The organism is Prevotella sp. P4-119, from assembly GCF_002251345.1.
Taxonomy (GTDB): domain Bacteria; phylum Bacteroidota; class Bacteroidia; order Bacteroidales; family Bacteroidaceae; genus Prevotella.
In genome coordinates, this window is record NZ_NPJB01000073.1 from 13,540 (window position 1) to 33,334 (window position 19,795).

10 protein-coding genes are annotated in these 19,795 nt (G+C 40.5%); all 10 read left to right on the top strand.

Features of this window, described 5'->3' with window-relative positions; genetic code table 11:
* Nucleotides 1-106 precede the first annotated feature (106 nt).
* Nucleotides 107-670 carry a helix-turn-helix domain-containing protein gene (locus CIK89_RS07915; protein ID WP_005848474.1) on the top strand — a complete coding sequence of 188 codons (564 nt, stop codon included), beginning with the start codon at nt 107-109 and terminating at the stop codon, nt 668-670.
* Nucleotides 667-1,956 (top strand): site-specific integrase, encoded by a 1,290-nt coding sequence (locus CIK89_RS07920; protein WP_094390846.1) that lies wholly within the window; start codon nt 667-669, stop codon nt 1,954-1,956. Before CIK89_RS07915 ends, CIK89_RS07920 begins: the two co-directional genes overlap by 4 nt.
* 366 nt (nt 1,957-2,322) lie before the next feature.
* Complete coding sequence (locus CIK89_RS07925; RefSeq protein ID WP_094390847.1) at nt 2,323-2,700, top strand: helix-turn-helix domain-containing protein; 378 nt, start codon at nt 2,323-2,325, stop codon at nt 2,698-2,700.
* A 46-nt stretch (nt 2,701-2,746) separates the two neighbouring features.
* Nucleotides 2,747-3,331, top strand: coding sequence for a BT4734/BF3469 family protein (locus CIK89_RS07930; protein ID WP_173824978.1), 585 nt, complete (start codon nt 2,747-2,749; stop codon nt 3,329-3,331).
* Nucleotides 3,288-5,165, top strand: a complete 1,878-nt coding sequence (locus CIK89_RS07935; protein ID WP_094390849.1) for a DUF3987 domain-containing protein — start codon at nt 3,288-3,290, stop codon at nt 5,163-5,165. Before CIK89_RS07930 ends, CIK89_RS07935 begins: the two co-directional genes overlap by 44 nt.
* 194 nt (nt 5,166-5,359) lie before the next feature.
* The gene (gene mobV, locus CIK89_RS07940; RefSeq protein ID WP_094390850.1) at nt 5,360-7,393 is read left to right on the top strand and encodes a MobV family relaxase; all 2,034 of its coding nucleotides are present in this window, start codon (nt 5,360-5,362) and stop codon (nt 7,391-7,393) included.
* 186 nt (nt 7,394-7,579) lie between these two features.
* Complete coding sequence (locus CIK89_RS07945) at nt 7,580-9,301, top strand: RNA-directed DNA polymerase (RefSeq protein ID WP_094390851.1); 1,722 nt, start codon at nt 7,580-7,582, stop codon at nt 9,299-9,301.
* Nucleotides 9,302-9,408: 107 nt separating this feature from the next.
* Nucleotides 9,409-13,719, top strand: a complete 4,311-nt coding sequence (locus CIK89_RS07950) for an AAA domain-containing protein (RefSeq protein WP_094390852.1) — start codon at nt 9,409-9,411, stop codon at nt 13,717-13,719.
* Entirely contained in the window at nt 13,709-19,096 is a 5,388-nt protein-coding gene (locus CIK89_RS07955; protein WP_094390853.1) for a DarT ssDNA thymidine ADP-ribosyltransferase family protein, read from the top strand. The genes CIK89_RS07950 and CIK89_RS07955 overlap by 11 nt, the downstream gene beginning before the upstream one ends.
* A complete protein-coding gene (locus tag CIK89_RS07960) occupies nt 19,089-19,781 on the top strand; it encodes a macro domain-containing protein (RefSeq protein WP_094390854.1) in 693 nt (230 codons plus the stop codon). Before CIK89_RS07955 ends, CIK89_RS07960 begins: the two co-directional genes overlap by 8 nt.
* The last annotated feature ends 14 nt before the right edge of the window (nt 19,782-19,795 follow it).

The window sequence follows — 19,795 nt, forward strand, 5'->3', positions numbered from 1 at the left end:
TGGCTTGTTTTCGGATTTTTATCGTAATTTTGCACCAAATCGTTCACGCGACACTTTGGTCGGTGAAGTTCAACAAAAAGACAAATACACCTTATTTTATAGATATATGGCACAAGCAAAATACGAGATTCGAAGGAAATGCCCTATCTGTGGTGCGGTGTTCCAAATTCGCACCATTGATGCAGTATATTGTTCGAAGCAATGTTCCGATGTTGCTTACAAGAGGAAGAAAGACAGAGAGGCAAAAGAAGCCAAGTACGAAGAGTTGGCAAAAGAAATTCCTGACATACGAGAATATCTTTCGGTTCAGGAGGCTGTTGCTGTTTATTGTGTTGAACGAGACACTTTGTATCGTGAGATTCGTAAGGGTAAGATTCCATCAGTCAATCTTGGCACGAAACAACTCAGATTGAATCGTGCAGACCTTGAACTGCGTTACCCAAGAAGAAAGAAGGTAAGGAAGGCTGCCAAGAAGCCTATACCAAAAACATACAACATGGAACCAGAGAATTGCTATACCATAGGAGAAATCTCAGAGAAGTTTAGGATTCATGATTCATCCGTATGGGCACATATCCGCAAGTTCTCCATCCCTACCCGACAGATAGGTAACTATGTGTACGCTCCAAAATCAGAAATCGACAAACTCTATAAATCCATCAAACTATGAAGACTCCTATGAAGCGCACGGTATTCAAAGTAATACTCCGCAAATCCGAATACAAAGAGCAGTGGTCATTGCTCATTGAAAGTTTTCCTGTCTTTGAGCCTGGCAAGGATAAGCCTCTCCGTAAGCATGAACCACTTGGGCGGTTTATAACTACTCCTATCTTTGATAAGAATAGTTCTGGAAGAACTCTATCTGATGGTAAAGCCTACTATCGTCCCAAGCGTGATGCCAATGGAATCATCATGTGCCGCTCACAAAAAGACCAAGAGGCTTGCATCTTTGCTGACAAAGTACGTGACCTCCGTCAGCACGAATACGACAATCAGTCTTTGTACACAGATTCCGAGGCTGAACAAGCAGCACAAAACGAAAGGTCAAAGTGCGACTTTATCAAGTACTTTGAGGAGTTAAAGGACAAACGTCACAAGAACAGTTCCAAGTCCATTCAAGTCAATTGGAATCGTGAACTTGCACTTCTGAAGTTATATACAGATGGGAAGCCGCTTCTATTTGGTAGCATAGACCTGAATCTCATCGAAGACTACAAGGATTACCTTATCAACGCGCCCCAAGGAGGCAGTAAGGCAGGAACCATATCAGCCAATACCGCCTCGACCTATTTCTCGATATTCAAGGCAGGTCTTCATCAAGCCTTCATCGATGGTTACTTGACCATCGACCTTGCAGCCAAAGTTAAGAACATATACTACGAGGAAAGCCAGCGCGAGTATCTGACATTGGAGGAACTCAACCAACTGGCAGCAACACCATGTGATAGCGAAATTCTCAAAAGAGCAGCCTTGTTTTCTGCCTTGACAGGATTGCGCCATAGTGACATCAAACAGCTAAAGTGGCGCGATATTGTGAAAGACAAGGAACATTACCAGCTCCATTTTACCCAACAGAAAACCAAGGGTGTAGAGTATATGCCAATTTCTGATCAGGCATATTCCTTGTGTGGCGAACGAGGCGATGCAGACCGACTTGTCTTTGAAGGACTACAAGACCCATCATGGATTAATCGACCTGTGAAACGATGGATAGAAGCATCTGGTATCACCAAGCACATCACCTTCCACTGTTTTCGTCATACCTATGCTACACTACAGCTTACCAATGGCACAGACATCTATACAGTCAGCAAAATGCTTGGCCATAAAAAGGTAACAACAACTCAAATCTATGCCAAAATAGTTGATGCAAAGAAGGATGCTGCCGCTGATGCCATCCAGATCAACCTCTCTGACGACATGATTGGAACTCCCATCGACTCCAAGAAAGAATAGTTCATATTCCACTTCCATAGGTCTAAGCATACAGAAACTTTTACGTTATTCACATCCATAGCCATTCACATTCAAGTGTGAGTGGCTTTCTTCGTATTTGGCCTTTTGCTTCTGATTTCCATTATGACAAGGGTATGATACCAATCATAACGATGCCATAACGAAATTATTTTTCACCACCGTTGTTTTTGTTTTCGCTGATTATCAGCATTATATCAATAAGATAATGCTATGAAAGACATGTTCCTTTTATGCCAGTAATCATGCCCAAATCACCATTCCTTTTTCCGATACTTTTGCGGTCGCTTTCTTGCAAAAGAGAGTGACTGTAGCATAAGCTGCAGCCAACTTGAACACACATTTTTTATGCGTACAGAAGTACCCACATTCGATGCAATGCCACAGATGATGGCTAACATCCTTGAGAAGTTGGAGACGCTTGAACAAAAGTTCGACGCTCTGCAGTCAAACAACAATGTAGAGGCAGATGCATGGTTCTCGCTGCAAGACCTATGCAACTACCTCCCTAACCATCCTGCCGAACAGACCGTTTATGGTTGGACGAGCAACCGTACCATTCCCTTCCACAAAAATGGCAAGAGCATTCTTTTCCGCAAATCGGAGATTGATGCATGGCTCATGCAGACCTCTCGCAAGTCAGTCAATGACATTTACGATGAAGCGCGTACGTATGTAGTCAATAATCCCAAAGGCAGAAAGGAGGAGACACGCAACCATGTATAACCACCTTTCTATCTATGAGGAGTTTTTCGGAGTCAAAGAGGGAGAAATGCTGTCTTTTTCCTTTTTCCGAAAACCCATCCGCAACACGGAGCCACTGCGCTGCATCAGTATTCCTGACATCTACCGCTACATCGTTGGCCCGTATGCAAAGAAGCAAACAGAGATGTTGCGCTCCATTACGGGCAAAGACCAGGCACGCAAGTACAAAGCTGAGAATTTCGACTTCTGCACATTCTCTGGTATCTTTCATACTCGAAACAAGGATGGCCTGTTGCAGCAATCCGATCTGATTTGTATTGACTTCGACCATGTGGCTGACATTCCTTCGTTGCATGAAAAACTGCTCAATGACCCTTGCTTTGAGACAGAACTACTCTTTCGTTCACCTTCGGGCGATGGGCTGAAATGGATTATTCAGGTATTCCGCAAAGGATGGGAGCATAGCCGTTTCTTCAATGCAGTATTCAACTATCTTGTAGCAAATGGCTATCCTGAGCCCGACAAATCTGGCAGTGATGTTTCTCGCTCCTGTTTCATTCCACATGACCCAGAAGCTTATATTAACCCTAAGTACAACAACGTTAAAGATGAAAACTTTTTCACCAGAAGAATGGGAGAATGTCCCTTCTAACACAGCGAACAGCAACACAAGCAAGACACCGTCTGCATACTCCAATACAAGCGAAGCCACTCGAGCCAAGGTAGAGCGTGTCCTTTCTCTTATTGAACAAAAGGGAATAGATATTACAAATGGCTATGACAACTGGCTGAAAGTCGGGTTTGCTCTTACAAGTGAGTTCCAAGAGGCAGGAAGGGGCTTCTTCCACCGTGTCAGTCGGCAAAACCCCAAGTATAAGGCAAGTGATACAGACAAACAATACAATAAATGTCTGTCTGCACATGGGGATGGCATATCTATCGCCACATTTTTTCAGATGGCGAAAGATGCTGGTATTGACATTTCCAATCCCAAAGAAAACCAAAAGTCATCCGTTGGAACTTTGGATATTTGGACTTATGGTTCTGACAACCAAATGTCCAAAAAACCAAATATCCAGCCTATCGAAGTGGACTTCAAATGGATTTTGGATGAAGAATCTCTTCCACATTTCCCTGCCTTCATATACGACATGCTTCCACCTTTCATAAAGGAAGTGTTGGGCAACTGTATCTCAGAAGATGACCGAGACATGATGCTGATGGGCACGTTGACTTGCATCTCAGCTACACTTCAAAATGTGGTCGGTGAGTACAATCATGATGATTGGCACCCTATGCTATACTTCTTTGTTATGGCAGATGCCGGTATGGGCAAAGGCTCGCTGAAATATTGTCGCGAGATTGTGGCTCCCATCCATAACGAACTGCGTGAAGCTTCCGAGCAGTTGATGAAACAATATAAGGAGAGTAAAAGCGAGTCAAAGCCTGGTGAGAAAGATACTTCCAATGTCAATGAGGCTCCACACCGTCGCACACTCTTCATTCCTACCAACAGTAGTGCTGCATCCGTCATACAGCAATTGGACAACAATGGAGGTGTCGGTCTGATATTCGATACAGAATGTGATACGCTGAGTGCCATTCTTAAATCGGAATATGGTGACTACAGCACCATCATCCGCAAGAGCTATCATCATGAACCTATCGACCTGAGCCGCAGGAAGGACGATGAATATCGTGTCATTGAAAGACCGATGCTTGCTATCTGCCTTTCTGGTACGCCTGGTCAGCTATACACCTTGACACCTCAGGCTGAGGATGGCACCTTCTCACGTATCACCTGTTATCACATGCCATTCAAAGCAGAGTTCCGTGATGTCCTTGTCGAGAGTATCAACCACAATTATGACAACTACACTTTGCGAGAGAGATTTTTCCAGTTAGGTAAGCTGTACAAGCAACGTCGTGAGTCATTCTTCCGTGGTGGTAGTTACCGTATTGTCATCCCTCAAGAATACTGCAAGGAGTTCAATGAGCATTTCAGACAGATGAATCAAGAGGTGGTCGATGACATCTCGCATGATATGCAGAGTGTGGTACGCCGTCTGGCCTTCACCGTGTTTCGCATTATGATGGTGCTGACCTCTATCAGGTTCATGGACGAAATTTCCAATCCTTCTGCAATGACTCCAAAGGATGGTAGTAGAATCGTAATACGATGCAGTAGGGATGATTTCGACATCGCCATGGCGATAGGTGATGTTCTCATCTACCATACAGTCTATTGCTATGCCCATCTGCCACAAAGCAAGGTCACTACTAATGGGCAGGGCGAGATTATCACGAAGAAGAGCAAAATGGAACAGTTGTTAGCTGCACTGCCAAACAAATTTGACAGAGAGACCTATCGAGCTGTGTCCATGAAACATGGCTATCCCGTGAGCACTACCGCCAAGTGGATCAATGACTACGTCCGTCAAGGTCGTCTGGAACATTCCAGTCAAAACTGCTATCGGAAATTGTAACAATGGAGATGTCCCGTCCTGCGTGGTGTGACGGACTTTTATAAAAGTCCTAAACATAATAGGGACTTTTAGATTCACTGGCTATCGCCGCTCACTTAAAAAGTCCTCCTATTATGCTCAGGCACCGCCCGAGACCTGGCATCCTCCACTTACAGACATTATAACAATGTATAACCCATAAGCAAAAGTTTTCAATGGAAACGAAGAAACCACGCGCCTCTATCCATGTTGGTGCAGACAAGAAATCTTTCTCTGCCCAAATGGGCAACGAGGCAGAGCGCAGAGGCTGGGACGAGAAACGCTACCAGTCAAAGAATGTTGAGACGGAGAAGAATAATCACTACAACTTCTCACGCAAGTACCTCAACTTTGAAGTCATCAAAGGATGCAAGGTCGTGCCTCTTGGTTCCAATCCTGTTCCACTTCATCAACGCCTCCAGCAGCGTCACGATGAACTGGGCTTCAAACCTTACATGGATGCAAAGCATCCCAACCAGGTTGCTCAGAACAGTCCGAACGGATTGGTGAACATCATCTTCGGTGGCGACCACGAAGTTATGAAACTACTGGCCTTTGGCGAACAACAGATAGACACCTCTGACCCATACGCTGACAATAGCAGTATCAAACTGATGCCAGCTATCTACGAATGGGCAAAGGATACATATCAGTTCTGTTGCCGTATGTGGGGCGAGGACAACATCATCGGCTTCGACGTGCATTGTGATGAGACAGGTGTTCATGCTCATGCCTTGACCGTTCCTGTAGAGCAAGTCAAGAAGCGTGGACGCATCGGCAGTCAGTATGTCAACAAGGACAATCCCGACAAGGTCCTGTCAACGAAAGAGTGGAAGGCCTTGCCCAAGGAGGAACGCAGCAACTACATCAAGACGGAGTCAACAAAAGGTGTGGTAGAGCGTGTATCGTATGCTAAGGTATGGGGTGAGAGAGCAAAGGAAAAGTCCCAATATCTATCTGACCTCCACACAAAATACTATAATGAGGTAGGCAAGAAGTATGGTTTGGAACGAGGCATCCCATATCATGAACTCTCCGAAGAAGAGAAACGGGAACGCAGACACAAGAGCAAGGTTGTGTTGGAAGCTGAACGTAAGGCGAAACAGGCTATAGCAGAGGCAGAGAAGCTGAAAGCAGAGATTGAAGCAGAAGCGTCTATTGCTACCTTGCAGAAAGAGAAAGCCCAAAAGGAATTGAATTCAGCCAAATCAGGTTTCCTCGCCAAAATCTTCCAGCCAGGCAAGTACAAGAAGGAGGAAACTGCAAAGCTCAAAGAGTCTTATGATGCTGGTGTCAAGGAAACCATTGGCAACTTCATCAAAGCATCGGGATTGAAATGGAAGAGTGAACCCACAGCCGAGATCCTGGGACGACAGTACCGCATGTTATGGGACACGAACAAGGACCTTTCCAATGAGTTGAAGAACAAGGAAGGAACCATCTCATCAAAGGAGGTTGAAATCCGAGGACTTCGCGCTAAAGTAACCACCCTCACAGAAGAAGTGAATGGACTCAAATACCGCTTGACACTCATCGATGAGAGCGCCGTAGAGAGATTGCGCAACGCCAAGAATGCTGAAACCGCTCGTGCAGACAATGCTGAAAGCGAACTGGATTCGCTTCGTTCAACTTATCAAAACCTCCTGGGAAAGTGGTATGCCCTTTGGAATGAACCAGAGTACAACGAGGCAACAAGGATGGTAAAGGAGCGCAAAGAGCGCGAGGCTCGACTTGCCGCAGAGAAGCAAGACCGATACCAGAAAATTCTCAATCGTTTCATCGCAGAAGGACGTGCTACCCTCAGAGCATTCGCCCTTTCAAATAGAACGAACTTCAACGACAAAGAGGCTGCATCCATCTACTACGGCATCATGGCTGTTGCCCATAAGATGGAATTGGACCTAGGCACAAAGGAAGGTATTACCTCGGCCGTCAACAACTTCCTTAGTGGTGTATCATGGTATGATTGCTCAAAATTCAATGTAGAGTGCGTCACCAGCTGGACACATCTATTTGCAGAACGGGATGTGACCTATGAATCATCTATCATAGACAACTTTATCTCTTTCATTGATTATATGTCATGTAGTGCAGAAACCTACACTTCTCTTGGTGGCTCCAATGGCTGTGCTGACCAACTTACAAATTGGGATGGTACGAAGAAACTTGGCCTCGGCTCACCATCCAAAAAGAAAGGTCAGTCCTATTGAGGCACACAAGGCATATAATCTAGAGCGATTTGCAGCAAATTGTACCTGCAAGTCGCTCTCAGCTGTTAAAATGTAGCTAAAAAACGAAGATTCTTAGGAATTTTTGTTTGTGTTCCGATTTTTATGACTATCTTTGTAGTCAAAATCTGACAATTCCAGAGATGAATAATCACTAATGACAACTGTATGAGCAAAGCCGCTAGAAATATATTAACCTTGAATCATGATGAAGCGATGGACTTCTTCATGAAATCTGAGCAATATCATGGATTTGAACTACCGGAGTACTTTTCTTTTGATGAAGTTCTGAAGTATGTCCGTGAGAAGGTAAGGACCATTCCTTATGAAGAATGCCTAAAAAAAGGTGTTTCTCCAGACTCTCTCTCAGATGTTAATCTTGATATCTTGCTCAACAAGGATGGACGCTATGCCGTTCGTCCTATCATCCTAGCCAATCCTTTCCTCTACTACTTCCTTGTGCGAGAGGTTTGTTGCGAAAGCAACTGGCAAGTAATAAAAGATTTGTTTGAGAAGTTCAATGTCCCTCATATCACATCTTGTGCAATTCCAGTCATCCCTAACGAGAAAGAGCCATTCCATAAGGCAACGACTATCAACAATTGGTGGAATAGTATGGAGCAACGTTCCATTGAATTGTCATTGGAATATCGTTATATGTTTGTGACGGATATCACCAACTGCTATGGTTCTGTCAATCCACAGACTTTCGATTGGGCATTCACTCTCAAAGACACAACCATTGCAACAGGTATCCAAAGCCCAATCGCTCAAAACATACAGAAATTCCTTCGTGCTTTACAGCAAGGTCGCAACATTGGTATTCCGCAAGGTAGTGCGATCTTTGACTTTGTGGGTGAGATAATCCTTGGCTATTCTGACCTTCTGTTGCACGAATCATTGCAAGCCAAAGCCAAGGAGTACGAGGAACAAGGCAAAACCTTTCCTCCATACGAGATTATCCGCTATCGTGACGATTACCGTATCTTCTGTAGCAATAAAGATGCACTTGAGGATATCTCATACACCCTCCAACAAGTTTTGGAACGGCTGAATTTCCGAATGAACAGTCAGAAGACAAAGATTAGCGAAAGCATCGTGACAGATGCTGTCAAGTCTGACAAGCTGGCTTACATCTACAACACTCCTATCTTCAACAAGAAGGGATGTGACTTTGATAGTTTTGAGAAACACCTGCTCTATATCCTTATGTTTGCACGCCAATACCCTGATAGTGGTTCGTTAAAGACTATGCTTTCAGATATCGATAAACGAATTGAACAATGGCTTAATCAAGAGAAGACAGATAAGATAAACGATAGTAGCAAATGGGAAGATGTTAATCTTGATGATAATCCAAAGGAGGATGCAGAAAAGAAAAACATCTTTGCAGACCTTAAGACATATAAGCGCAGTAGACACATCCCAGGAGGAAGTGTACGTGCCATGGCAGCAGTCTGTACCCAGATTGCTCTCGAGAATGTTTGTTGCAGCCACTATGCTCTTCGCGTCATGAGCCGTTTGGTTGAATCATTGAAGAACGAGGACGAGAAGTGGGATATCCGCGATAAGGTATTTGGTAAGTTGTGTAACCAACCCAACTCCACATATAACCAACTCTGGCTTCAGAACATTACATACCAGCGTGACAAGAAGAATGGTACATCTCCGTATTCAATGCGTTTATGTAAAGTGGCAGCTTGCGAGGAAAGAGTGATGCTTTGGAATAATAATTGGCTGAAACCTATAATGATGGATAATATGCCGTTAGCTTCTGTGGTGGATGTTGAAGTGTTAAAAAAACTCACTCCTGTTATTACGTTTAGAGAAACAAGAACATATAATGAATCATATAATTATGATATAGACTATCCCTCCGTAGGATTGTAACAAATTTCGATAACACTTATGCAACTTAGAATGAAACTGTAAAAATCACTTCTGCTTGGTATAAGATTGTATCATCAAAAGATTTTATTCTACAATATAACAAGAATATGGCAAAGATAAATCCATTAGATGACTTTGATTGGGAAGCTTTTGAAAATGCGGCTTCATCACAATCTGTGGAAGAATCAAATGAAGAGACTACAGATGTTCCCGAACATACGGTAGTCTCTGGCACTGTTATTTCCATAAACAAACGTGAAGTTGTAGTCAATATAGGCTATCGTAATGATGGTATTCTACCGGCAAGCGAATTTAGATATAATCCAGACTTGAAGGTAGGTGATGCCGTTGATGTGTACATAGAATCAAAGAGTGATCGTCTTGGTCAGTTGATTCTGTCACATAGGAAAGCAAGAGCTGCAAAAGCCTGGGACAAGGTTAATGAAGCCCTTGACAACAACGAAACGGTAAAAGCCTACGTAAAGTGTCGTACAAAGGGAGGTACCATTGTGGATGTCTTCGGAATGGAAGCATTTATGCCTAGTTCTCAGACCGACATCGTAAGAGTTGCCGATTTGGAAACATTCGTGGGTCAGACAATCAGTGTTAAAGTAGTAAAGGTAAACAAAGAGTTCCGCAATGTCGTTGTAAGCCGAAGAGCCGTAGTAGAAGAGAATCTGGCAAAGAAAACTGCTGATAAGACTTTGCTTAAGGAAATATGGCAGAAACATACAGAAGTTCAGGAACAGATTCTTAGACAAAGGACTGCTCCTATTGCCATCATGCCAGAAGCTACTACTATTATCAATGAGAAACTGCATGTCAGAGTTGATTTCGCTGATAATACAGAGGGATTACAACAACAGATAGCTGATAGTTTGGACATAGATTATGATGATTGTCATTTTGAAGATGGCTATGTCCTTGCATCTATTTCCAACTGGCAGAAGTTGGATGAATCTGTAAAGGCCAGAATCAGTACGAAAGCAAACAAAGAGTATGTCACGTTCACTTACTATCCTGTAGTTGATGGTAGTGTTGTGGACAGACGTGCTCAGTTTACTGGGGTAAAGCAATTGTTGGACAAACTGGAGGTGGAATATGATTTTGACAAGAACAATCGACTGCAAATATCCATTGAAGAGTTAAACAGATTGAAGGAGAATGAAGAATTCAATAGCCTTCAATTGGCTTTGCCTGATAGAGCATCAGCCATCATTCCTACATACCCAAGCATAATAGTATATCTTGAAAAACTATGTCCTGGTCTTAAACTGAATAACATAGAATCGTTCAAGAACAGCAGGAAGAAAATAAACAGTGGAGTAAACATAGACAAACAAGTGTCTGTTGAAGGCGGATATTTCACTCAAGAATTCTTGGAGCAGATAAAGCCAGTGTTTGAATTGCAAATGTGTAAGGTGGAATTTACCTTTATCATTCACGAGGATGCATTAAACAGTTATGATTGGCAAGCAAACAAGCTTGGATTGCCAAAGTTAAACGGCAATACTATTACCTTCTATAAGAATGTAAAACGTCCTAAGCTGCAAGAAGAGGTAGAAGAAATAACAGATGACGTTGTGAATGTAGAAGACGAAGGCGATGATACTTCGGATTTTGCTTACATGACTTCATCAGATTTCTTTAATACGAAGGACACTACCGATTTTAACTTTGATTTCTATCTCTGGAATAAACTGATGAAAAAATTGTTCGGTCAAGACAATTATGATTATACAGAGAAGTACTATTACAAGTACCGTGATAATAGAGATTGGGCAACGGTAGAAGAACTTGATAAGTTCAATGATGACTTGCATGTTTCGTTTAAGCCATCAATAGAGTATTCTGTATCGTCGAAGGGTACTTCAATCGGTATAGATTTCAATTGGAAGGAAAAGAACTTACCCGAGCTTCTTACTGAGTTGAGCAGAGATTATCCATTTGTGGATTTTGGCTTGTTCAAGAATGGTCACAAGTGCAACTTCGATGTTCAATACAGAAAAGCAGATATGACAGAAGTCATGAATCAACTTCATGATTTCTCTGACGATTTGCATCTTGAACTGAAGAAGAAGGGAACAGAACTTGTCTTCTCACGAGAATTCCAGAAAATAGAAGACCTGTTGACGTTCAAGACTCAGTTAATCCATAAATTACAGACATTTGACCAAAAGAGATATTTGTGTACAATCTCAGAAGTGCCTTCTGATAAAGTTAAACTGGTATATTTCAATGATATTACCAGCAGAGACGAAGATCGTCTGGACGCAGCGCGAGAACTCAAAGGTGCAGATTTCACAGTTGGAGAACTGAGAATCGGTAAACTAATAAGAACAGCAAACTACCCGGAACTGGTCTTGGATATTTCTGGAGATTTTTATGAAGTCACAAAACAGTTGTTTGAAGAGACTGATGTCACGGAAATAACTCCAGATCTTTCGGGTGATTTGGAAAAACTGGCACGTTTGAAGGAATCATTGAACAGAATCGTTGAAGGTCGTGACGTAGAGAATTCCTCGCTTGGTACTTTCATCTTTGATGCTTCTAAAGCTGCAGGTATTAAGGATTTTGAAGAGAATATCAGATTAGAGCTACAAGAAGTTGATAAACACCTTCTGAATAAAAGAATAGCCAATAATGAGCCACAAAAAGTGGCTATTGCAAAGGCCATTCTTGCTCCTGACTTGTCTCTAATCCAAGGTCCTCCGGGTTCTGGAAAGTCAACGGCAATTGCCGAACTAATTTGGCAGCATGTCCGTGAGAACCAGAATACAAGAATTCTGCTAACATCTGAAACGAATCTTGCTGTTGACAATGCAATAGATAGAGTCGTGAATCCATATCACAATTTGGTGAAACCTATCCGCATAGGTGATGAGTCGCGTCTGGAAACAGAAGGACTTCAGTTTTCATACTCTGCCATGTACCGCTGGGCAAAAGGAGAAGACATTACAGCAAAGAAGAAGTCATTTGACATTGACGATGATGACGACGATGATGTTGCTACAACTGTAGAAGACACTGTTTATGAAGCTCCTGAGAAGTTAATCCTTCTGAACTGGATGGAGAACATCTGTAGAAGAATGGATAAAGACAGTATGCCGGAAGAAGCCCAGGAACTATGGGAGGATCTACTGGAGAATCCTACAGACAATCTTAAAGTACTATTCTTTGATAACTACATTGCAAACTGTAATGTGGTGGGTGCAACATGTAGTTCAATAGGACAGAAGAACATAATCTTTACTGAAAATATCGCCACTCAGAATAAGAAGAACAAATTTGTTCCTACTGCATTCTATAAGACATATAGAAGTGTTTTCTCACAAAGAGATAACGAGTACAATCCTAAAATCAGGTTTGATGTTGTAATTCAAGATGAGTCAAGTAAGGCAACTCCAGCTGAGTTGTCTCTGCCTCTGATTTATGGAAAGAAGAATATTATCATTGGCGACCATCGACAGTTGCCTCCAATGATTTCAAGAGAATCATTTACTAATTCCTTTGATTATCTTATAAAGCGTGAGAAGGACAATTCTGAATTGCAGCGAATAAAAGAACTGAAGAGTTTTGTTGTCAAAAATTTCAATGTTCTGGAAATATCGCATTTTGAGCGATTGTACAATCAGATAGATGAAAAGCTCAAAGGTGTATTCAACTATCAGTTTAGAATGCATCCAGCTATCAATGAAGTAATAAAACAATTCTATAAGGACGAAGGCGGATTGGAGTGCGGTTTGGTGCATCCAAGAGATTTGGGTATCAATGACCCTGACTATATCAATAACGGAGCATCAAGATTCCATGGTATCACAGCAGGCCCTATTGATCCTGATGTTCATGTGTTGTGGATTGATTCTTCTTCTCCAGAGATGCTTGATGGTACGTCAAGAGTAAATTATGGTGAGGTTGAAATTATTCGTAAATTACTTCGTGAGTTGAATAATTCGGATTCATTCCATGAGTATAATAATAGATGGAGTAGCGTTGAAGACAAGCAGATTGGCTTGATTTCGTTCTATGGTAAGCAATTGCGACTGCTCAAGGAAATGGCAAGAGAATTCAACCCTAACGAGATGCCTATAAGAGTTAGTACTGTAGATAGATTCCAGGGAATGGAACGCAATATTATTATTGTATCAATGGTAAGAAGCCACTGCATCCAAACAGAGAAAGGACAAAAGCCGAATTATACAAAATATAGAGAAGATGGTTATCCGAAGCAGGAAGACCTTGGCTTTGCTCAATCTCCAAACCGATTGAATGTTGCTTTGTCACGTGCAAAACGTTTGCTGATAATTGTTGGTGACAGCCAACTCTTTAGAACAAAGGAAATTTATGATAATGTATACAATACTGTATTCAATCATGAAAATGGTAAAATTTTAACAGCTGAGGAATATGGATTATAAAGAAATTATCAATAAAGGTAAGCTCGTTTATGCTTCACGTTCCACAGATTCTAATTTCCGTTTGTGGAGATTGAACAAGACGGCATGTTATGTTACCTACTATAAAACAGTTGAACTGACCAAATTGGATAAGGTTCTTCTGATGACCATAAAATATAACGGTGGTTCTATTTATGAGAACAAGTTAGCTGGTATTCTCGGATTCAACGTTCAGGATGATTTTGACGTGACTCCAAAAAGATACAAAGATGTCGGAGAGGTTTCTATCTTTGGCGGAATCCTTTCTGAACTGACAAAGTTCGCATTGATTAGTAATGTTGATCATAAGGTATCTGTAACACCATTAGGAGAATTGGCTCTTAAGAAAGGTGTTAAATACGAATTCTATTCAGGAGCACAGCTATTGAACGAATGCTTCGACCTGGCTCAAAAGACAGAAAAGGAATTCCTGTATTTCCCTTTCAGAGACTCTCTTGGTATCGTGTCAAAAATTCAAGGAAGCAAATTGCTGCCTTATGAGGATTTCAATGTTGGTTCAATTGAGGAAGAGTTGTATGGCGCTCCAGAGGAACTTGTGTCGCGTCTGTTATTGCAGTCAGATGATAGTACTTCAGTTTTCAGAGCTGAAGCATCAACTGATGCAAGAATGGGCGAAGCTTATGTTGATTTCAGATTATATGAATATAATGGTCAAAAGTACCCAATAGTCTTCTATCAAAATGAAGTCTCGTTGAAAGCTAACGACTTATTGTTCAACGATTGTAATACCCAATACGTTCGTGACAAAATTCATATAGGAGAATACCTATATCTGGTTAGAGAAAGTCGTATGAGATTGTCTTACCAGTCCCTGTACCCTTATATGGATGTCTGGTCATTGGACGATTTCCTTGATAGTGAGTATTTAGACTGGAACGACAAGAGACTGTTTGACAGCATTGCAAAAGTTGCAAATGGAGCCCAATGGTCAAAGATTTCGTCGGTATGTCCGACAGAATCATTAAAACCGAACCTTAAACAATATGAGGAATCATTAGATTGGATTATCATTTCGGAAAGATTTGATGATGACTTTATTGTTGAGAATGCCACAAAGTACCCATGGGACTTTGAATCTCTGTCTGCAAGTCGTAGCATAGATTTTGTCAAGAGAATTATTGTTATTCCAGAATTACACAATGATACTATAGATTGGGACTGGGAGACATTAATGCCCCAATTGGAAGATGAGTTCGTCCTTCAATACATTGATACCATTCCGTTTGTTATGTATTCTCAAACGGAAAAATACTTATCTCTGCATCCTGAGTCTATCTGCACTTATCCAGACCACAAGTGGGACTGGAAATACCTGTCATTGAATGCGGAACTTGGATACATCCTTCACAATATATCTGCAATAGGCAAATATATTTATGTAGAAGATGTGATGCCTCGTGCATTCTCTGACGGTAGCTGGGTTCATTCATACTGTGAATCCAGTGCGTTCGCTTTTGCTGTTATTGAGAGTAAAGAACGTCTTGCAACAAACTACAATGCAAACAATGCTGATTATCAATGGTCAATTGAACTGATTGATTGGCATGAAAAAATGGGCTTCGTTACCTGGAAGTCTACCAATTATGCTGTTGGTCTTGAGTGTAATTCTAATATCGTTTGGAACTCTGAGTTTTTTGAACATTATAAAGAAAAGGATTTTAGCGTTAAGGGTCTAAATCATATTTCTGCTTCGGTTACAGATTGTCATATCGTTGATTCAAATATTGACTTCAAATGGTCGTGGTCGCAATTGTCTCGCAGAGATATTGTTCTGAACGATATTGAATTCATCACGAAACACTTAACATTTCTTGCTCTTGACGTGGTAATTGCCAATTTAAGAGAAGAGTATGTTGACCAATTGTATGTGGATTCAACCTTCAAGACGATTGCATCTGCCAAAGAACTATGGCCTTTGGTCACAGAAAAGGTTTCAGAAGGCATAATTCGTAAGAACTTTAATGACGAGAAATGGGACTGGAAGGTCCTGACAAAACGATTCTGTGATACTATGCATATCACTCAGTTGGGTGATGCACGTTGGGTAGACAAACTGGATTGGGACTATTTGTCAGAACATCTTGATATAGTAAAAATTCAGGATAATCTGTCATTGTATGTTGACAGATGGAACTGGAAATGTATTACTTCACGTGCAGAACACGATTTCTTATTATCGAACCTTCCTGAGTATTATGATTCATGGGACTGGGAGTCTCTACTGCAAACTATTCTTACAGACGAAGATCTTGCCGATGAAAATATAAGAATTCAGATTGCTATCATTCTGTCCCAGATTGAAGATAATACACAATTGTGGGCTTTGTTCACAAAACGTTACTCAACAGAAGATATAATAGCCTTACAGAGCAACTTATCTTTGAGGGCTGTTAGATTTGATTGGAACTATAGCGACGTTTATAATCGTTCTGATTTTGAGATTGAACAATATCTGCAGGATTACCAGGAACATGGTATTTATGTAGATTGGGATGCACTTTCCTCTTCAAAAGCTCTGGATAGAATCTTAAGATGGGATAAGAATATTACTAAGGACTTCAATAATTGGGAGGATTTAGTCGTTTCTATTCTTGAAAATGAAGATTATGACTGGAACTTTAAGTATCTTTCTACTCTTACTTCTATTAATTGGTGTGACAATATTCTAAGAATTAGAAGTGAAGAGTGGGATTGGGACTACCTTTCTGAAAACAGCAAATGTTTCAGTTATAACTCTAAACGTCCGAAGGAGCTCATCAAGCATATAGAAAAGTTTGATGAGTGGCTGAATTTTGCTCTCTTGTCCAAGAGAAAAGACGTAAGATTGGATGTTGAAACAATTTCTGCTCATCTATCTTATCCATGGGATTGGAACGCTATTTCTCAAAACAAATCGTTTGCTCTAACCGCAGAATTTGTAATGGAGCATAAAGATCTTGATTGGGAATGGTCTGCTCTATCATCTCGCAATGATTGTCTCTTTACTGCTGAGTTCATCAAGGATAACAAGGAGAAGGATTGGAATTGGGCATTCCTGTCAAAGCGAAAGGAAATTGTTCTCAATACAGATACTCTAATTGCATTAGTAACAAAAGCATGGGACTGGAATGAACTAATACGCCGTAAAGACATAGAGTTTACTCCTGACTTGCTCCGCTTAATAATAGATAAAGATCTTAACTGGAAGGCAATTTCACAACGTGATGATTTCTATCCAACATTGGAAGTGCTCAATATCTTAAAAGATAAGAATATTGATTGGTCTCAGATTTCACGCCGTGAAGAGTTGGCAGCAAATGTCATATTTGTCTTTAAAGATAAATTGGACTGGAAGATATTGTCTCACAGTTCACACATTAATATATCTGATGCAAGAGTACTTGATAGGTATAAATCATATCTTGACTGGAATTTCGTTTCCAATAGTCCTAATCTATCGTTGACTGAAGAGGTTCTTGAAAAGTTCAAGGACTACTTGAATTGGATTGTTGTATGCAGAAGAACTGATTTCATTATAACTGCCGAAATCCTTGAAAAGTTTGAAACGAAACTTGATTGGTCAAGAATCTCAAGAACTGGCAATATTGAATTTACTCAGGAGATTGTTGACAAATACCGAGATAGATGGGACTGGGTTGCACTGTCTGAAAATCCAGCATTCAGAGCCTCTGGTGTAGAAAGTTCATTTAAGAAAGAACTCAACCTGATGGAATTCTATAACGAGTTGAAATCCAATTGTCATGGAAGGCCATACGTGTACCATTTTACTCATATGTTCAATGCAATTGAAGTAATACGAACTCGTAAGATTCTGAGTAGAAATAGGGCAAATGAACTTGGGCTTCTGAAATACGATGCTGCTGGTTCTGTTGTTCACCGATCATCAAAAGCACATCCTTATGCAAGATTTTACTATAGAACAGGCACGCAGACTCAGTTCTATAATGAATGCTTGGGTAAGCAGAGAAATACGAAATATTACCAGAGTGCATTAGGTAATGGTTTGCCAATGTGCCCAATGCCTGTATTCTTCAAATTTGATTTGCAGGAAGTACTGTCTAAACGTGCGAGTTTATGTTCATATAGTACAGGTAATCTTCAAACGAATTGGGCTAATGTGTACAAGGTGATTGATGACCCATATAATATTGATGCAGTGCATTTGTATAGCCATAACAACTATGACAAGGTGGTTAGAGACAAGAAACAGCAGGAATTTCTTGTAAAAGATGAATTCGACTTCTCTGACATAAATGATTACCAGATTATCTGCTATGATAGGGAAGAGACGGAGATTCTACGTTCAATATTTAAGGATGACCCTATATGTGAGCATATTTTCTCTATATATGAAGCAGAGGATGTCTTTGAACATGAAAATCCTCAACTTTTATTTGATATGGAAAATGGTGAACTTTCTATAAAAACAAGATATAATGGAGATTACATTTTCCAGATAGAAAGTAATAATATCACAAAAGTTAAGGTTCATAACACCAAAGACATCAAGGCCGAAAAGAAAAATATCATTCAATTGTATGATGCTGTTTCTGTAGAACTTGGCGATACTCCTTTCGAGGTTTATTATGTCAATATGAGTCCAGCTGCTCGCTCACCAAGATGGTTGGTGTACAAGCACGAACCTGTTGTTCGTGAAGTAAGATACACACGTACTGAAGATATTGAGAAGTACCTTGGCATTAGTTTTGATGACGAAGAGTTCTCTCCTGAAGAACTTATTACAGCAATTGAAATAGCAATGCCGAAACTTGAAGAATTGTATAACACGAAGGTGCGCCATTACGTTGTTAAACAACATACTTTACTAGTATGTCAGCAATTCGAAAAGTATGCATTTGAACTGAATACAAAAGTGATGAATATTGACTTGATGCGTTTAGTTTTGGCAATGCATGATATAGGAAAGGCTATAGATAGAGCAACACAGCATACACATACTCTCTCTTTGATTAGGGAGTTCTGGCCAGAAACTCCATTTACTGACTATGAGCTGAAGCTTGTTGAAGTTCTATTGAAGAATGACCACTTGGGCAATTTCTTTCAAGGAAGGTATGATTGTAGTATGCTCCAAGATGAAATCAAGAAAGATGCAGAAGAGCTCCAGATTGATGCATCATGTTTACTACAACTAAAGATGGTTCTATATCAATGTGATATAGCCTCATATACAAAAGATGCTGGTGGTCTGAAATATCTGGAACACATGTTTGTATATGAGAATAATGAAAAGACGTTTGATGAAGAAAACGGACTTCTGTCTATGTCTGCTGATTATTGGAGCCGTTATGAACAATTGAAATCTGTAATATATGAGTAATATAACATTCAAAAAAGGAAATATTTTCTCGTCAGACAAGCAGACTATTGTTAATACAATAAATTGCGTCGGAGTTATGGGCAAGGGAGTTGCTCTTGGTTTTAGACTCAGATACCCAGAAATGTACGAGAAATACAAGGAATTCTGCAAAAACAAACAGATTGCCATAGGCAAACTATGGCTTTACAAGCAACCTCAGGAAGGCTCACAATGGGTATTGAATTTTCCGACAAAGTTCCATTGGAAATATCCAAGCAAGATGGAATACCTGGAGGCAGGTCTTCAGAAGTTTGTTGACACATACGAAGAAAAGGGTATTACTTCTATTGCCTTTCCGCTATTAGGTACACACAATGGTGGATTGGACAAAATAGAAGTGTTAGATATGATGCATTCATATCTTGAGAAGTGTTTAATACCAATTGATATATACGAATATGACCCTGCCGCACCTGATGAATTATATAATAAGTTTCAAGAACGATGGATATTAATGTCTCAGTTAGACAAAAAAAATATTGGGATTCGAGCAAATCAGATAAGCACTATAGATAATGCTTTAAATGATCCAAAAATTTGTTCTATGACGGCATTGTCTGAGTATGACGGCATCGGCATTCTCACTTTACAGAAATGTTTTAATCTTATCATCGATTATCATCCGCAACCAAAGTTGGATTTATAAACTCATTATATTAG